At 69.7% G+C, this 14327-nt stretch carries 18 protein-coding genes and 1 pseudogene; 7 read left to right on the top strand and 12 right to left on the bottom strand.

Translation table 11 applies throughout. The annotated features are described in order from the left end of the window. The first annotated feature begins 38 nt into the window (after window positions 1-38). The 3 genes from AB0D46_RS27715 (at window position 39) to AB0D46_RS27725 (ending at window position 2803) form a co-directional block, all read left to right on the top strand. Complete coding sequence (locus tag AB0D46_RS27715; protein ID WP_362881350.1) at window positions 39-398, top strand: DUF192 domain-containing protein; 360 nt, start codon at window positions 39-41, stop codon at window positions 396-398. Between the two features lie 217 nt (window positions 399-615). Further along, the gene (locus AB0D46_RS27720) at window positions 616-1251 is read left to right on the top strand and encodes an SMI1/KNR4 family protein (protein WP_362881351.1); all 636 of its coding nucleotides are present in this window, start codon (window positions 616-618) and stop codon (window positions 1249-1251) included. Window positions 1252-1528: 277 nt separating this feature from the next. Then, entirely contained in the window at window positions 1529-2803 is a 1275-nt protein-coding gene (locus tag AB0D46_RS27725; protein ID WP_362881425.1) for an extracellular solute-binding protein, read from the top strand. Between the two features lie 170 nt (window positions 2804-2973). Here the strand turns inward: AB0D46_RS27725 and AB0D46_RS27730 are convergent, their stop codons facing one another. The 4 genes from AB0D46_RS27730 to AB0D46_RS27745 all read right to left on the bottom strand — a co-directional run bounded on the left by AB0D46_RS27730 (window position 2974) and on the right by AB0D46_RS27745 (window position 7048). Further along, the gene (locus AB0D46_RS27730; RefSeq protein WP_362881352.1) at window positions 2974-3603 is read right to left on the bottom strand and encodes a hypothetical protein; all 630 of its coding nucleotides are present in this window, start codon (window positions 3601-3603) and stop codon (window positions 2974-2976) included. Between the two features lie 193 nt (window positions 3604-3796). Continuing rightward, window positions 3797-4120 carry a nuclear transport factor 2 family protein gene (locus tag AB0D46_RS27735; RefSeq protein ID WP_362881353.1) on the bottom strand — a complete coding sequence of 108 codons (324 nt, stop codon included), beginning with the start codon at window positions 4118-4120 and terminating at the stop codon, window positions 3797-3799. 152 nt (window positions 4121-4272) lie between these two features. After that, window positions 4273-5076, bottom strand: a complete 804-nt coding sequence (locus tag AB0D46_RS27740; protein ID WP_362881354.1) for a polysaccharide deacetylase family protein — start codon at window positions 5074-5076, stop codon at window positions 4273-4275. Between the two features lie 415 nt (window positions 5077-5491). Continuing rightward, window positions 5492-7048: an MDR family MFS transporter gene (locus tag AB0D46_RS27745; protein ID WP_362881355.1), complete on the bottom strand. Its 1557-nt coding sequence runs from the start codon at window positions 7046-7048 to the stop codon at window positions 5492-5494. 147 nt (window positions 7049-7195) lie between these two features. On the opposite strand from AB0D46_RS27745, the gene AB0D46_RS27750 reads away from it, so the two are divergent. Then, window positions 7196-7786, top strand: a complete 591-nt coding sequence (locus tag AB0D46_RS27750) for a helix-turn-helix domain-containing protein (RefSeq protein ID WP_362881356.1) — start codon at window positions 7196-7198, stop codon at window positions 7784-7786. 172 nt (window positions 7787-7958) lie between these two features. Here AB0D46_RS27750 and AB0D46_RS27755 read toward each other — a convergent pair whose 3' ends face one another. Next, complete coding sequence (locus tag AB0D46_RS27755) at window positions 7959-8285, bottom strand: hypothetical protein (protein WP_362881357.1); 327 nt, start codon at window positions 8283-8285, stop codon at window positions 7959-7961. Window positions 8286-8327: 42 nt separating this feature from the next. Here AB0D46_RS27755 and AB0D46_RS27760 point away from each other — a divergent pair. Together AB0D46_RS27760 and AB0D46_RS27765 are read left to right on the top strand one after the other, a co-directional pair. Continuing rightward, window positions 8328-9118: pseudogene (locus AB0D46_RS27760) on the top strand (helix-turn-helix transcriptional regulator). 10 nt (window positions 9119-9128) lie between these two features. Next, window positions 9129-9326, top strand: a complete 198-nt coding sequence (locus AB0D46_RS27765; RefSeq protein ID WP_362881358.1) for a hypothetical protein — start codon at window positions 9129-9131, stop codon at window positions 9324-9326. Between the two features lie 51 nt (window positions 9327-9377). On the opposite strand, the gene AB0D46_RS27770 is transcribed toward AB0D46_RS27765, so the two are convergent. Continuing rightward, window positions 9378-9809, bottom strand: coding sequence for a nuclear transport factor 2 family protein (locus tag AB0D46_RS27770; RefSeq protein ID WP_362881359.1), 432 nt, complete (start codon window positions 9807-9809; stop codon window positions 9378-9380). 100 nt (window positions 9810-9909) lie between these two features. On the opposite strand from AB0D46_RS27770, the gene AB0D46_RS27775 reads away from it, so the two are divergent. Continuing rightward, entirely contained in the window at window positions 9910-10482 is a 573-nt protein-coding gene (locus tag AB0D46_RS27775) for a TetR/AcrR family transcriptional regulator (protein ID WP_362881360.1), read from the top strand. On the opposite strand, the gene AB0D46_RS27780 is transcribed toward AB0D46_RS27775, so the two are convergent. The 6 genes from AB0D46_RS27780 to AB0D46_RS27805 form a co-directional block, all read right to left on the bottom strand. Continuing rightward, a complete protein-coding gene (locus tag AB0D46_RS27780; protein ID WP_362881361.1) occupies window positions 10479-11114 on the bottom strand; it encodes an OmpA family protein in 636 nt (211 codons plus the stop codon). The genes AB0D46_RS27775 and AB0D46_RS27780 overlap by 4 nt on opposite strands. A 4-nt stretch (window positions 11115-11118) precedes the next feature. After that, window positions 11119-11712 (bottom strand): hypothetical protein, encoded by a 594-nt coding sequence (locus tag AB0D46_RS27785; protein ID WP_362881362.1) that lies wholly within the window; start codon window positions 11710-11712, stop codon window positions 11119-11121. A 29-nt stretch (window positions 11713-11741) separates the two neighbouring features. Next, window positions 11742-12398 carry a pilus assembly protein TadG-related protein gene (locus AB0D46_RS27790; protein ID WP_362881363.1) on the bottom strand — a complete coding sequence of 219 codons (657 nt, stop codon included), beginning with the start codon at window positions 12396-12398 and terminating at the stop codon, window positions 11742-11744. Next, window positions 12395-12631, bottom strand: a complete 237-nt coding sequence (locus AB0D46_RS27795) for a hypothetical protein (RefSeq protein ID WP_362881364.1) — start codon at window positions 12629-12631, stop codon at window positions 12395-12397. The genes AB0D46_RS27790 and AB0D46_RS27795 overlap by 4 nt, the downstream gene beginning before the upstream one ends. Before the next feature lie 110 nt (window positions 12632-12741). Further along, the gene (locus AB0D46_RS27800; RefSeq protein ID WP_362881365.1) at window positions 12742-13428 is read right to left on the bottom strand and encodes a response regulator transcription factor; all 687 of its coding nucleotides are present in this window, start codon (window positions 13426-13428) and stop codon (window positions 12742-12744) included. 3 nt (window positions 13429-13431) lie between these two features. After that, window positions 13432-14322 carry a DUF5936 domain-containing protein gene (locus AB0D46_RS27805; protein ID WP_362881427.1) on the bottom strand — a complete coding sequence of 297 codons (891 nt, stop codon included), beginning with the start codon at window positions 14320-14322 and terminating at the stop codon, window positions 13432-13434. Between the last annotated feature and the right edge of the window lie 5 nt (window positions 14323-14327).

The raw sequence follows: 14327 nt of genomic DNA on the forward strand, positions 1-14327 counted from the left end.
CCCTGGCCGGGCGCCCCGCGACCCGGCAAGGTGGCCGCATGGGGAAGTGGGCGGACGGGTACGGGACGCTGCGGGCCGGGGCCGTGACGGTGCGGCTGGAGGTGGCCGCCTCGTACGGGGCGCGCACGCGGGGGTTGCTGGGGCGCGACGGGATCGAGGGAGCCATGCTGCTCGCGCCGGCGGCGAGCGTGCACACCTTCCGGATGCGCTTCCCGATCGACGTGGCGTACCTGGACCGGCACTTGGGGGTCCTCGCGGTCCGCACGATGGTCCCGGGCCGGCTCGGCCTGCCCCGCCCGCGTGCCCGGTACGTCCTGGAGGCGGAGGCGGGCGCGATGGGGCGGTGGGGCGTGCGCGCGGGCACCCGCGTCGAGCTGACCGGGCCCGGGCGGCGATGAACGGGGTCGGGGCGACCCCGACCGCGGCCCGCGCCGCGATGACCGGAACCGGACGCACCCCGGACGGCCCCCCGAACGGGCCCGGACGACCCCCCGACGGCCCTTGGGCGGCGCCGGCGTCGGCGTCCACCGGGCGGGACGGCGGCGCCACGTGCTGGGGCCACGGGCTCACGGGCGGTAGGTTGGGGCGGTTGAGCTGGGGTGGCAGGGGAGCGGCATGAGCGGTATGAGCGGCATGACGGAGAACGCGCACATCAAGGCGCTGGAGCAGATCATGCCGGCGACGCACGGCGCCGACGAGGACATCGACTGGCAGGCGGCCGAGGCCGTCTGGGGAACCCGGTTCCCCTCCGATTACGTGGCCTTCATGGGCCGGTTCGGCGCGGGCTCCATCAACGGCGAGGCCGGCGTGCTGCTGCCGCTGCCCAAGCCGGGGTTGCAGTGGGACCCGGCGGAGATGGCCGAGGAGACCGGCAACGCCCGTCAGGTGTGGGAGGCCGAGGGCGGTCGGGCCGCCTTCGACGTGGACCCCGAGTCGATCATCGCCTGGGGGGTCACCGGCGGGTCGGACATCCTGTGCTGGCTGACCTCCGATCCCGATCCGGACCGGTGGCCCGTCCTGGTGGTCGGGCGGCACACCGCCGACTCCTTCGCGGTGCACCCGTACGGCATGGCCGAATTCCTGCTGCTGCTGTGCTCCGACGAGTTCGACGTGAGCCCCGTCAGCATCACCTTCTGGGACGCGGGCCACCTGAGCTTCGTGCACTGGCGCAAGGCGCAGCAGCGGTGGCAGGAGGGCCGCAATCCGGAGACGGGCGAGCCCGACCCGTACGCGGGCGAGTTCGCCGACTGATTTTTTCCGGACACCCACAGCCCGTTTCCTTGGCCGGAAACGGGCTTTTTGGTGTGTCTACGCGCGTCCGATTTCTCGATCATTTATCGGAAAACACCAGCTGGAATAGGAGCACTTGGAGCATTGAACATAACTTCCGCCCCCATGGAATCAGCCACCCGGTGGACAGGAGAGAATTCCGGCCAACGGGCCATGGCGGGACACCCCGGCCCCGAGCAACTCATAAGTAATAACGGGACTCAAAAGAAAATCAGGGGAACCCACCGTGCGAAGAAGAATGTTCGGCCCGGCCGCTTCGGCCGCCGTGCTAGGCCTCCTGCTACCGCTGTCCGGCTGCGGAGGTTCCGACAGCACGGCGGGGGACGACGGCACGCTGCGGCTGGTGGCCGCCGAGTACGGCAACACTCCGGCCAACAGCTCCAAGGCCTTCTGGGACAAGGCGACGCGTGATTTCACGGCCGCCAACCCCGGCATCAAGGTCGAGGTCCAGCTCCTGCCGTGGGCGGACATCGACCGCGAGGTCACCCGCATGGTGAACGCCGGCAAGGCCCCCGACATGGCCCTCATGGGCTCCTACTCGGACTTCGCCGCGCAGGGCAAGCTGTACTCCGCCGACGAACTCCTCTCCATCACCGCGGAGGCGAACTTCCTCCAGCCGCTCGCCGAGGCCGGTTCGGTCGGAAGCACCCTCTACGGCCTGCCGTTCGTGGCGAGCAGCCGCCTCCTCTTCTACAACGAGGCGCTTTTCGCGAAGGCCGGCATCCAGTCCGCCCCCAAGACCTGGACGGACCTGAAGACCGACGCCAAGGCGCTCAAGGACAAGGGCGTCAAGTACCCGTACGCGATGCCGCTGGGCCCCGAGGAGGCGCACGCGGAGGCGATGATCTGGGAGCTGAGCAACGGCGGCGGGTACGCCGACAGCAGCGGCAACTACAGCCTGGCCTCCGAGCAGAACGTGGCGACGTTCCGTTGGATCAAGGAGAACCTGATCACCCCGGGTCTGGTCGGTCCGACGCCGCCGGCTCAGCTCAACCGCGCGGACGCGTTCGCCGCCTTCCTGCGCGGCGAGGTCGGCATGGTCAACGGCTACCCGTCCCTGCTGCACGAGGCGACCGCGAAGGGCATCGGGGTCAAGGCCGTGCCCATGCCGGTGTCGGACAGCCTCGGGACCGGGGAGAGCACGCCGACCGTGGGCGTGGCGGACTGGATGATGGCGTTCAAGCAGAACGGCAAGGGCAAGCAGATCGGCACGTTCCTGGACTTCATCTACCAGGACAAGATCCTTTCGGACTTCGCCGACCGCTACCACCTGCTGCCCTCGACGGTCACCGCCGCGCGCAACCCGGCGGGCGGCGGACTCGGCTCCACCGACGAGGCCTTCCTGACGGCCCTGCGCGGCGCGCAGCTGTACCCGGTGAACGACCCGTCGTGGGTGACGGTCAGCGACTCCATCAAGCGCAACATCGGCCGCGCCGTGGAGCCGTCCGTCGATCCGAAGACCGTGCTGGAGGAGATCGCCACGAAGGCGAACGAGGCCGGCAAGAAGCACTGAAGGACCCGGAGGACCCCCCGAACACGGGACCTTCGACTCCCTGCCCCACCCCATCCCGTGCGGCAGAATGGCTGACGGCACTTGATCCAAGGCCGTGGCCCAGTCGCCCGCCGAGCACCCACAAGGTGCGCGGGGCGACCGGCCTCCCTCCTCCCCCCGTGGTCACCGCCTCAGCGCTGCCGCCCGTTCTCCGCGGAGAAAGCCGTCCGGTACTGACCGCAGTCGGAGTCCCAGCGCAGCGTGCCCGTGAGCGTGCCGTAGCCCGAGCGGGTCAGCGACCATTCCACCGTGTACTCGCCGGTGTCGCACGCGATCCGCTTGCCCGCCTCGACCTTCCGGCTGCTCGACGCCGGCTGATCCGTCAGTTCCCGGTGCACCTCGGCCGCCTTGGCGCCCTTCGCGGTGCGCAGGACGGCGTGCACGACGATCGGGTGCTTGCCGTCCTTGGTGGTCAGCGCCTTCTTCAGCAGCTTGGAGTCGGACACCGACCAGGCGAACTCGTACGAGGGCTGCCAGGCCAGCGTCTTGGGGTCGGGGACCTGCCGTTCGTACTCGCGGGCGCCCTCGGGGCCGGGGCCGGTCACCGTCTTGTACTGGATGCCCGGGTGGAACCGGAAGCGGCCTTCCACCTTGTGCATGTCGTCCTTGGTCCACAGCGACTTCATGGCCTTCTCGCCGCCGGCCGGGTCCTGGAGGTACGAGGTGCTCGGCGCGGCGCCGGCGACGCCCTGACCGAGGGCGGGGGCGAGGGCCGCCGCGGCGGCGACGAGGGCGAGGGCGGCGGTACGGGTGTGGTTCACGCCCCGCCCAACGGGCGCCCGCGGCGGGCCGGAACGAAGGGCCGGGCGCGTTCACCCGTACGGAGCGGACGCGGCGCCCCCAGGTGACGAACGCCGCGCCGGCCCGGAACGCGGTCCGGACGCCCCCCGCGACGGGCATCGCGTACGGGTACACCCGCCGCCGGCGCCGATGCGGGGAACGTGTCGGGCGGCGTCAGGCCTGGCCGGTCTCGAAGCGGGTGACGCGACCGTCGGGGGTGACGTCGAAGCGCCAGGCGGTGCGCATCTCGCCCCAGGTGTCGTTGCGGTAGTCGACGACGAGGGAGCGACCGTCGGCGGACTCGGACGCCACGGACATGTGGCCGTTGCAGGAGAACACCTCCTTCTCGGTCCACTGGCTGACGTCCCGGTCCGAGCCGTCGTCGGACATGGTCGCGCCGGGGGCGAGGACGGCCTCGAAGGCGGCCCGGTCACCGGCGTTGACGGCGGTGACGAAGGCGCGGACGGTGGGGTCGGTGAGCTGGGCCGGGTCGATCACGGGAGCCTCCTGGTCGGGCGTACGGGCCCTCGTACGGGCCCGCTGCGCGCGACCAGGGAACACCGGGGGCGGCGCCGGGGCGCCGACCCTCACCCGTTCGCCGCCGGACGGCGTGTCAGGGGTCGGGGGCCCGGGGCTCGGTGCGGCGGGCGTCAGGCCCGGTCGGGGGCGGTGCGGACCGGGAAGCCGGTGGGGCGGTCCTGCTCCCTGAGCCAGGTCAGCACCTGGTCCAGGGCGTCGACGGTCTGCCGGCGGTCGCCGCCCCCGTCGTGGAACAGCACCGTGGGACCGTTGCCGATCTCGCGCTGGACCGCGGCGACGATGGCGGCGGCGCCCGGCTTGCCGAAGTCCTTGGTGTCGACGTTCCAGCCGAGCGGGCGCATGCCGTGGGCCGCCGCGATGCGCCGGCTGTCGGGGGTGAACGCCCCGCCCGGGGCCCGGTAGTACTCGACCTTCGCGCCCGCTCCGGCCGCCTCCTCGATCAGCCTCTTCGCGTCGAGGATCTGCGCCCGCTGGTAGGCGACGGGCTTCTTGTCCATGGTCGTGTCGTGGTCCATGGAGTGGTCGCATAGCCGGTGGCCGGCCGCGACGACCTTCTTGACGAGGTCCGGATGGGCCTTGGCCTGGAGTCCGACCATGCAGAAGGTCGCCTTCACGTCGTGTGCGGCGAGGACGTCGAGGACCTCGGGGGTCCAGCGGGGGTCGGGGCCGTCGTCGATGGTGATGTTGACGGCGTTGCCGCCGCCCTCGGAGGCGTGCGCGATGGTCTCGGGGACGGTGGTGGGTGATGCGGGGGCGCCGGGCGCCGCGCCGGGGCCGGTCGGGCGGGCGGCGGGGGCGCGGGAGCCGTCCGTACCGATGAGCGCGGTGACCCCCACCGCGGTCACCACGACGGCCGCGGCCGACGCCGCGACGGCTGTGCGACTCCGGAGACCGAGCTTCTGCGTACGCGTCATGAGTCCACTCCCCATCCGCCCTTGAAGGGTTATGTGGGTCAGGACGCCTTCGGACGCACTGGGGTTCCACCCAATTGCCCTATAAATTGCAGGTAATGAGGACTTTGGTCCTTCATAGGCGCAGATGACACGACAGGCGCGGCAGCCTCGGCAGGCACGACGGCCCCGGCCGCCCCGAGGAGCTCCCGCGCACCTCGGGAACGCGAACGGCGGGCCCGGCGCGGGGGGGTTCGTCCCCGTGCCGGACCCGCCGGTTCGGTGTCCGTGCTGCGTGCTGCGTGCTGCGTGCTGCGTGCTGCGTGCTGCGTGCTGCGTGCTGCGTGCTGCGCGGGTGTACGGCGTGCCGCGTGACGTGTGACGCGTACTGCTCGGTGTGAGGGTGCCGGGTGCCGGCCGGCGGCCGGCGGCGCGGGCGTCAGTGCGCCGGCGTGTCCTGCGGGGTCGGGCCCGCGCCCCGCAGCGGGACCTCCTTGACGAACCAGGCCGCCACGAAGCCCAGTACGGCGACGGCCGCGCCGAGCAGGAAGGCCGAGTGCGTACCGGCGGCCACCGCGTGCTGGTAGGCGTCGCGCACGGCCTCCGGCAGCTTGGCGAGGCTCGCCGCGTCCAGTTGGGCCGAGCCCGCGGCGGCGGCGGCCTGCGCGCCCTGCCGCTCGACCATGGTGTCGGTGACCTGGGTGGTGAACAGGGAGCCCATGAGGGCGACGCCGAAGGAACCGCCGAGCGTACGGAAGAGGGTGGCCGAGGACGAGGCCACGCCCATGTCCTTCATCTCGACGCTGTTCTGCGCGACGAGCATGGTGATCTGCATCAGGAAGCCGAGGCCCGCTCCCAGGACGGCCATGTAGACGCCGGAGACCAGACGCGAGGTGTCGGTGTCCATCGTCGCGAGCAGGAACAGGCCGACGACCATGAAGGCCCCGCCGACGATCGGGAAGATCTTGTACTTGCCGCTGTTGGTGGTGACCCGGCCCGCGATGAGCGAGACGAGCATCATCGAGAGCAGCATGGGCAGGAGCAGCAGCCCGGAGTTGGTGGCGGAGGCGCCCTGGACGGCCTGCTGGAAGAGCGGCAGGTAGAGCACGCCGCCGAACATCGCGAAGCCGACGAGGAAGCCGATCACGGACATGAGGGTGAAGTTGCGGCTGCGGAAGATGTGCAGCGGCATGATCGGCTCGGCGGCCTTGGTCTCGACGTACAGGAAGGCGGCGGTCGACGCGATGCCGACGGCGATCAGACCGAGGACCTCGACGGAGCCCCAGGCGTACTCGGTACCGCCCCAGGTGGTGACGAGGACGGTCGAGGTGATGGCGATGGTCAGCAGCGCCGCGCCCAGGTAGTCGATCTTGCTCTTGGACCGCTTCTTGGGCAGGTGCAGCACGGCGGAGACCATGGCGAGGGCCACGGCGCCGAGCGGCAGGTTGATGTAGAAGGACCACCGCCAGCCCATGTGGTCGGTGATGGTGCCGCCGACCAGCGGGCCGCCGATCATGGCGAGGGCCATCACGCCGGCCATCATGCCCTGGTACTTGCCGCGCTCGCGGGGCGGTATGAGGTCGCCGATGATCGCCATGACGCCGACCATGAGACCGCCGGCGCCCAGACCCTGGACGGCGCGGAAACCGATGAGCTGGCCCATGTCCTGGGCCATGCCGCTGAGGACGGAGCCGATCAGGAAGATGACGATCGAGACGAGGAAGGAGCCCTTGCGCCCGTACATGTCGCCGATCTTGCCCCAGATGGGGGTGGAGGCGGCGGTCGCGAGGGTGTAGGCGGTGACCACCCAGGACAGGTGCTCCAAGCCGCCGAGTTCGCCGACGATGGTCGGCATGGCGGTACCGATGATCATGTTGTCGAGCATCGCGAGCAGCATCGCGATCATGAGGGCCATGAGGACGACGCGCACGCTGCGCGGCTTCGGTCCCGTTTCCACCTCCTCCACGGGTACGGCCGTCTTGACTGTCTCGCTCATGTCCACTCCCCTGGCACCGACACTTCGACTCACACCCGCCGGGAACTTACTTGCCGCCCGGCTAGTTCACTACACTGGGGACGGTAGACGTGTCACTAGCCGGTCGTCAAGTAAGTACATGTGTCGTACGTAAGTGTGGGGAGAACCATGTCCAACAGCTCCAGCGGCGGTCCGCAGCAGCGGCGCGGCAACACGCGCCAGCGCATCCAGGACGTCGCGCTGGAGCTGTTCGCCGAGCAGGGGTACGAGAAGACCTCGCTGCGGGAGATCGCCGAACGGCTGGACGTGACGAAGGCGGCGCTGTACTACCACTTCAAGACCAAGGAAGACATCATCATCAGCGTCTTCGACGACTCGACGCGGCCGATCGACGAGCTGATCGCCTGGGCGCAGGAGCAGCCGCCGACACTGGAGACGAAGCGTGAGGTGCTGCGCCGCTACAGCGAGGCGATGGCCGCGGGGGCGCAGCTGTACCGCTTCATGCAGGAGAACCAGGCGACGATGCGGGAGCTGAGCATCGGCGAGACCGTGAAGCGGCGCCTGTTCACCCTGGTGGAACTGCTGCGCACGGAGGAGGGCCCACTGACGGACCAGGTCCGCTGCGTGAGCGCGCTGTTCACGTTGCACGCGGGGATGATGTTCCTCCAGCACGTGGAGGGCGACCCGGAGGAAACCCGTCAGGCGGCGCTGGAGGTCGCGACGGACCTGATCACGCAGGCGCACCACGAAGGCAAGTAGCCGGTCGCGCGCCTGCTAGCCCCGGCCCGGCACCGTGCGGGCCCGACGAGCGGCCGACGGCTGCCGCAGGGCCGCCCGCCGGGGCCGGCCCGTCCGACGCCGACGGCAACAGCCGCCGGCACGGCCGCAGCCGAAACGCCCGCCGCGCGGAGCCCGTTCGCCCGGAACCCACCTACTCGTTCAGGTACCCGGCGGCACCGGCCCGGGGCAGCCCGGCCCAGGTTCGCGTCCCGCCACCGGGCTCCCGCGACTCCCCGAACCCCCAGGACCCGCCGCAGTCCCGTACGACGGCCGCCATCACCCGCAGGGAGGCCCGCCGACGCGCCTCGCAATGGGCGGCGAGGCGGGGGTGCGGGTGCGGCGCGTGGCCGTCGTAGACGCTGAGCCGCAGGATGTCGTCACGGAAGCGCACGGCGAGGTAGAGGCTCGGCCCGGGATCCAACTGCCGGGCGGTGGCGATCAGTTCTTTAGCCCACACGCGGCTTCGCGGGCCCGGCACACGGCAGACCGCATTTAGCGACTTGGCGCCGAGCTGCGCAGGATGAGGCCGGCCGCCGACGTGACGACCGAGTCCGCAGCGGGACTGCTCGGCGTCGACCGATCGAAGGTCTCCGCCATCGAGCAGGGCATCCGCGCCATCAGCGAGGGACGGCTGCGCACACTGGCCTGCCACTGCGACTGCGTGGACGAGGAATACGTGGGCGCCCTCGCCGCCATGACGCAGCCCCACAAGCGCGGTTGGTGGGAGCGCTACCGGGGCTTCCTGTCAGCGCCGGTGCCCGACATTGCCGAATTGGAGGCCCACGCGACACGCATGCGGTGCGCCCATTCGGTACACATCCCCGGACTCCTCCAGACCAGCGACCACGCCTTGACACTGTTTCGACTCGTCCTCCCCGCCCTGCCGGATCACGAGATCGCCTTGCGACTTGCCCACCGGCTGGAGCGCAAGCAGGTATTGGAGGGCGAGGAGGCACCGGAGTACGTCACGGTCGTTCACGAAGCCGCGCTCCGCATGCAGTGCGGTGGACGTGACGTCGCTCGGGCCCAATTGGAGCACCTGAACAGCGCCGCGGAACGAGACAATGTCGTCCTGCGTGTGCTGACCTTCGATGCGGGCGGGTTCCCGGGGCGGGTCGGACCGTCAACTACCGTGCAGGCCCTGTGCCACGACTCGACACGGTCCAGGTGGACAGCACGCACGGACCCGACTTCCTGCACACGGAAGCCCAACTGGACACATAACGGGCCCTGCTGGACTGGATGGAGAAGCTCAGCCTCTCCCCCGAGGCATCGCGGGACTTCATCCATACCGTGGCCCGCCAGCTCTGAGAGGAATTCAATGGCCGACATCACCTGGGAAGAGGCGTTCTACGGCGAGGGGGCAAGCGGCTACCGGATCGGTATGGACGGAGACGGCAACAGCTCCATCGCCGTCGCGGGGGCGGAATCCGCGCACCTCACCGACTCGGCGGAGTCGCTGCGCCAACTGATCCGGGACATCAAGGCCGGCAAGGCCGACCACCTCCTCACCGACTGACGCCCGCGCCCCCCGGCGGCGCGCGGGGCGCCCGGCGCGGCGTAGGGACGGTCAGGCCGGCCGGTCGAGACGGCGTTCCGAGGCGGTGATCGGAACGTCGTTGATGCTGGCCTCCCGGCGGCGCATCAGGCCGGCTTCGTCGAACTCCCACTGCTCGTTGCCGTGGCTGCGCCACCACTGGCCGGAGACGTCGTGCCACTCGTACTCGAAGCGGACGGAGATGCGGTTGCCGGTGTACGCCCAGAGCTCCTTGCGGAGCCGGTAATCCAGTTCCCGCTCCCACTTGTCGGCGAGGAAGGCGCGGATCTCGGCGCGGCCGGTGAGGAAGCGGTCGCGGTTCCGCCAGACCGAGTCCTCGGTGTAGGCGAGTGCGACCCGTTCCGGATCGCGACTGTTCCAGGCGTCCTCCGCCGCCTGGACCTTCGCCCGGGCGGACTCCTCGGTGAACGGCGGCAGGGGCGGACGTACGGCGGCTGAACCCATGGCAGGGCCTCCCGGGATCGATCGGAACGCAGAGAACGAGCGTTCTCACCGTAGAGAACGATCGTTTTCCCGGCAAGCCGGATGCGACTACGCTTTCCCCATGGACTCCCCCGTGCACGACGACGAGGCCCGGACCCGACTCCTCGACGCCGCGGAGGCCCTCTTCTACGCCGAGGGCATCCAAGCCGTCGGCATGGACCGCATCCGCACCGAATCCGGCGTCGCCCTCAAGCGGCTGTACCGGATCTTCCCTGCCAAGGAGGCCCTGGTCACGGCCTATCTGGAACGCCGGGACCGGCGCTGGATCGCCGGTCTGCGCGAAGCGCTCGCCGGCGCCCCCGACCCGGTCGAAGCGGTCTTCGACTGGCTCGCGGCCTGGTTCTCGGAGCCGGACTTCCGCGGCTGCGCGTTCCTCAACGCCTACGGGGAACTGGGCACGGGGCCCGCCGGCGTGCTGGACGTCGTCCACCGCCACAAGGCGGAGCTACGGAACCTCCTGGCCGGCCTGACCGGCCCGGGCGACCCGCCCGGCCTCACCGATCAGCTGCTGATCCTGGTCGAGGGCGCGACGGTGGTGGCGGCCCTCGACCCCGGCCCGGCCCCAGCCCACCACGCCGCCGCGGCGGCCCGCACCCTCCTGGGCCGAGCCCACGCCGCCGCCGTCCGCGCCTAGCTCGCGCCGCGGGGGAAGGTGATCTCCACGCGACGGTTCTTCTTCCGGCCTTCCTCCGTGCCGTTGTCCGCGATGGGGTAGTCCTCGCTGTAACCCCGCACGTCGAAGGTGACCGAGGGGTTCGTGACGGTCTTGACCAACTCGGTCTGCACCGCGTCGGCCCGCTGCTTGGACAGCTCCTTGCCGTGTTCGTAGCTGCCTTGGTCGTCAGTGAACCCGAACACCCGCACGCGGGTGGCCTTCTGCTGGTTGATCTCGTTGGCGATGGCCTGTATCCGGGCCGCCGCCTGGGCGTTGAAGACCGCACTGTTCTCGGGGAACAACACCTCGGACTGCAACGCCATCATGACGGTCTGGTTCGTCTCCTGCCGCCGCTGCTCCCCACCGAGGTCCTCGACGACCTCGGCGATGTCGAGCACCTTGACGGGCGCGAGCGTCCCGCCTTGCGGGATCTTGAGCCCGGGTGCGCTGGAGTCGATGGCGACGGGCGCGGCGGCGGACGGCTCGGTGCCGGGGGGCACGGAAGGCTTTGGATCGTCGGCCTGAGCGCTCGTGGCACCCACGAAGTGGACTCCGGCGATGACGAGACCGACGACGGCTGTCGAAGCGGCGGTGCGGTGGCGTTTTGTCATGGCGTCACCCAGAGATCTTCAGCGTGGTTGAGGCGAACGTAGGAAAGTTGAAGTCGACTTCAGTGGTTGTTGCCGGCGGCGCAGGGAACTGGGCGAAGAAGGGAATCGACTGAGCCGGGTCGATGATGACGACGCCCGTGGTGCATAGGCAGCGACCTTCCGTGTCCCGTAGCACGTAATAGCGCTTCTTACCTGCTTTGTCGACCAGATTGACACCCGCTACGGAAACACCACTTGCCTTAAGTTCATTGCCTCGCCAGGCTGCCGTGTTTCCGAAGGGCTTGTCACCCGTGTTCTTGATCTGTCCGCTGATCGTCACGAACCCTCCTGCATCCCGGACAGCCGAGTTGATGTCCAAGACCATGCCTGCTTCACCCTTCAGCGTTGCCACCACCTGCTCGGGCGCAGAGGGCTGGCTGGCACTCGGGGAAGGGCCCTTGCCCGACCCGGAAGCTCCAGGTTTCGGCGTCGAGCTCGCCGCAGGGGGATTGGGCTGCCCATCGTCGCCCTCACCGCATCCGGCCAAGGTGAACAGCAATGCCGCCGAAACCATGCCCGCTGCTCCCTCGCGCGCCTTGACCTTACGCCGCATGCTCATCGCAGCCGCTTCCTCGTCTCTCATTGATGTCAGCTGACCAAGCGCACGTCGAAAAGGCTTCGCGCCAGCGCCTTCCAAGGGTCTGGATTCATGGGATCGAACCTCACCGTCACACCACCTCTGCACTTGAAGACCACGGAGGGAGAGGGTGTGGGGCCCGTTACCGCAGGGTCCGGGGTCGTCGGAGTCGCAGTCCCGGGCGACGCAGTCGCAGGGCCCGACGGCGCTGAGCCAAGTTCACAACGCGGGACGACCTCAGCCGTGGCGTTCGCCTTCGCATGCATGCCATCGGTTCCCGGAACCACCGAGCTACCGACAGTACCGTTCGTCGTCACCTCGACGGTGAACCGCAGCGTTGACCGCGCACAGGACGCCGTCGCGTCATTGCGCTGCGCGAACTCTTCAGCAGCCCCGCAGGCGAGCGTCCCATCGAAGGCACCGCCCTTCAGGAGGTCTCTCCAGTCCTGCGGCTTCAACAACGCGAGATCCAAAGAGGGATCCAGGCTGTCGCGCGCTTCCCGCCCCGCAGCCAGCGCTGCCGCGTCCGCCGCCCCTTGGGCATCACTGCGCACGACAGCGGCCTGGCCGAAGACGAAAAAAACTAGCGCCGCAAACACCAACGCAACCACCGCAACCGCGTACAGAGGGAAAACCTGTCCCCTGTCACACCGCCGAATACGTGTCACGAACCAGCCGTTAGGCTGGCGATCGCAGTAGTGATGCGCCCAACGATCGCGGTGCCAATGCCCGTACCGACCATGGCGCCAATGATCACGACAATCACCAGGATGATGCCCAGGTATTCGAAGGCCGTCTGGCCGCGGTCCTGGTTGGCGTAGCGCTTGCGGAGTCGGGTGATCGCCGTGTCCGTCCAGGTGTTCAGTCGGATCGTGGCCTTCAGCAGCGAGTTGTGTGACATGGGGGTCCCCTCCCGGGCCGGTGCCACTGTTGATGGGCGGACGGTACGGGGAGTTACGGGTGATAACCAAGGGTCCCGGGGCCCAAATGCGGACCCATTGCGTCCTGTGGTCAGCCATGGCCGGTCACCCCCGGGCGGGCGGTTCCCAGCCAGCGGGCTATCGCTTCGCTGCGGGTGGTGGTCCTGAGCTTCGCGAAGATGCGGTTGATGTGGTTCTTGACCGTCTTCTCGCTGATGAAGCAGGCGCCGGCGATCTGCTGATTGTTCATTCCGGACGCGATCAAGTCCATGATCTCGGTCTCCCGCGAACTCAGCCCGTATGGAACAGAGTTGTGCATGCGCTCCGAAGAGGATGCCACACTTCGTTGCGGTTGCGAAGAGGCACGGAGGTCTTCCAGCAAGGTCGTCGCGACCGACGTCGAGAAGTGGGCGCGGCCCGCTCGGATGTCGCGGACCGCGCGGATCAGGTCGTCCGCCGTGAACTCGCCGTGGACCAGGTAGCCGCCCGCGCCCAGGAGCAGGGTTTCGCGGATCGTGTCGGCTTCGCGGCTGTGCGTCAACATCAGGACGGGGGCCAGCGGTACCAGGTGCGGGAGCGCGGAGATGCCGTCGACGCCCGGCATGCGGACGTCCAGCAGGATCACGTCCGGGGTGTGGCGGCGGGTCAGGCTCAGGGCCTCGCGGCCGTCGCGGGCCTCGGCCACCACGTGGAGGTCGTCGGTGGCGGCCAGCAGGGCGGCGAGGCCGGCCCGGACGACGGGGTTGTCGTCGGCGATGAGGACGCGGATCGGCATCATGGCTCAGCCGCCTCCGAGAAGGGCGCCGAAGTCGACGTCCGCACCGTAGACGAAGCCGCACACGAGCAGGATCAGGGTGCCCGGGAGCATGAACATGGTGACCGCGAAGGTGGCCTTGGGGACGGCCCGGGCGGCGCGCCGGCGGGCGTTCTGGGCATCGGTGCGGCGCATGTCCTCGGCGATGGCGATGAGGGTCTCGACGATCGGGGAGCCGAGTTCCTCGCCCTGTTGGAGGGCGGTGACGAACTGGGCCACCTGCTCGGAGTCGTTGCGGCGGCGCAGTTCGTCGAAGGCCTGGCGGCGGCTGACGCCCATGTCCATCTGCTGGAGGGTGATGCGCACCTCGTCGGCCCAGGGGCCCTCGTACTTGTGCGACACGCGCTCCAGCGCCTGACGGAAGCCGAGCCCGGCGCTGACGACGACGGCGAGGACGTCGAGGAAGTCGGGCAGGGTCCGCTCGATGTTGTCGCGGCGCACCCGGATCGCGGACCACAGGCCGGCCTCGATCCAGAACAGGCCGAAGGCGACCATCAGGAGGGCCGGGACCAGCCGGCCGTTCATCAGCATGGCCAGGGCGCCGAGCCCGCCGAGGAATCCGTACACGGCGCGGCGGGCGGCGTAGCGGTCGATGGTCAGGCCTGACGGGTTGCCGGCCATGTCGATCTGGCGGCGCTTGCGGGCGACCTGCTTGGGGCCCATCAGGCGCAGGACCAGCGGGGCCCAGCGGATCCCGAGGCGGTCGACGAGGGAGCCGACGGCGGTGGTGCGGGTGGCGCCGACCTCCAGGGCGAGTGCGAGGTCGGTGGGGAGTTTGACGTCGGCGCGGTAGAGGCGGATGCCGTGGAGGATGCCGAACACGGCGAGGCCGAGGGCCAGGGCGAGGGCGAGGGGCAGCAGCG

Origin of the sequence: Streptomyces sp. NPDC048383 (genome assembly GCF_040651775.1) — a bacterium.
Taxonomy (GTDB): domain Bacteria; phylum Actinomycetota; class Actinomycetes; order Streptomycetales; family Streptomycetaceae; genus Streptomyces.

What these genes read in the sequence shown, in the direction of transcription:
- AB0D46_RS27750 (WP_362881356.1), top strand. Translation starts at nt 7,196, where the DNA reads ATGTCCAACAGCTCCAGCGGCGGTCCGCAGCAGCGGCGCGGCAACACG.
- AB0D46_RS27745 (WP_362881355.1), bottom strand. Translation starts at nt 7,048, where the DNA reads ATGAGCGAGACAGTCAAGACGGCCGTACCCGTGGAGGAGGTGGAAACG.
- AB0D46_RS27780 (WP_362881361.1), bottom strand. Translation starts at nt 11,114, where the DNA reads ATGACAAAACGCCACCGCACCGCCGCTTCGACAGCCGTCGTCGGTCTC.
- AB0D46_RS27800 (WP_362881365.1), bottom strand. Translation starts at nt 13,428, where the DNA reads ATGATGCCGATCCGCGTCCTCATCGCCGACGACAACCCCGTCGTCCGG.
- AB0D46_RS27770 (WP_362881359.1), bottom strand. Translation starts at nt 9,809, where the DNA reads ATGGGTTCAGCCGCCGTACGTCCGCCCCTGCCGCCGTTCACCGAGGAG.
- AB0D46_RS27775 (WP_362881360.1), top strand. Translation starts at nt 9,910, where the DNA reads ATGGACTCCCCCGTGCACGACGACGAGGCCCGGACCCGACTCCTCGAC.
- AB0D46_RS27765 (WP_362881358.1), top strand. Translation starts at nt 9,129, where the DNA reads ATGGCCGACATCACCTGGGAAGAGGCGTTCTACGGCGAGGGGGCAAGC.
- AB0D46_RS27785 (WP_362881362.1), bottom strand. Translation starts at nt 11,712, where the DNA reads ATGAGCATGCGGCGTAAGGTCAAGGCGCGCGAGGGAGCAGCGGGCATG.
- AB0D46_RS27715 (WP_362881350.1), top strand. Translation starts at nt 39, where the DNA reads ATGGGGAAGTGGGCGGACGGGTACGGGACGCTGCGGGCCGGGGCCGTG.
- AB0D46_RS27725 (WP_362881425.1), top strand. Translation starts at nt 1,529, where the DNA reads ATGTTCGGCCCGGCCGCTTCGGCCGCCGTGCTAGGCCTCCTGCTACCG.
- AB0D46_RS27795 (WP_362881364.1), bottom strand. Translation starts at nt 12,631, where the DNA reads ATGTCACACAACTCGCTGCTGAAGGCCACGATCCGACTGAACACCTGG.
- AB0D46_RS27720 (WP_362881351.1), top strand. Translation starts at nt 616, where the DNA reads ATGAGCGGTATGAGCGGCATGACGGAGAACGCGCACATCAAGGCGCTG.
- AB0D46_RS27740 (WP_362881354.1), bottom strand. Translation starts at nt 5,076, where the DNA reads ATGACGCGTACGCAGAAGCTCGGTCTCCGGAGTCGCACAGCCGTCGCG.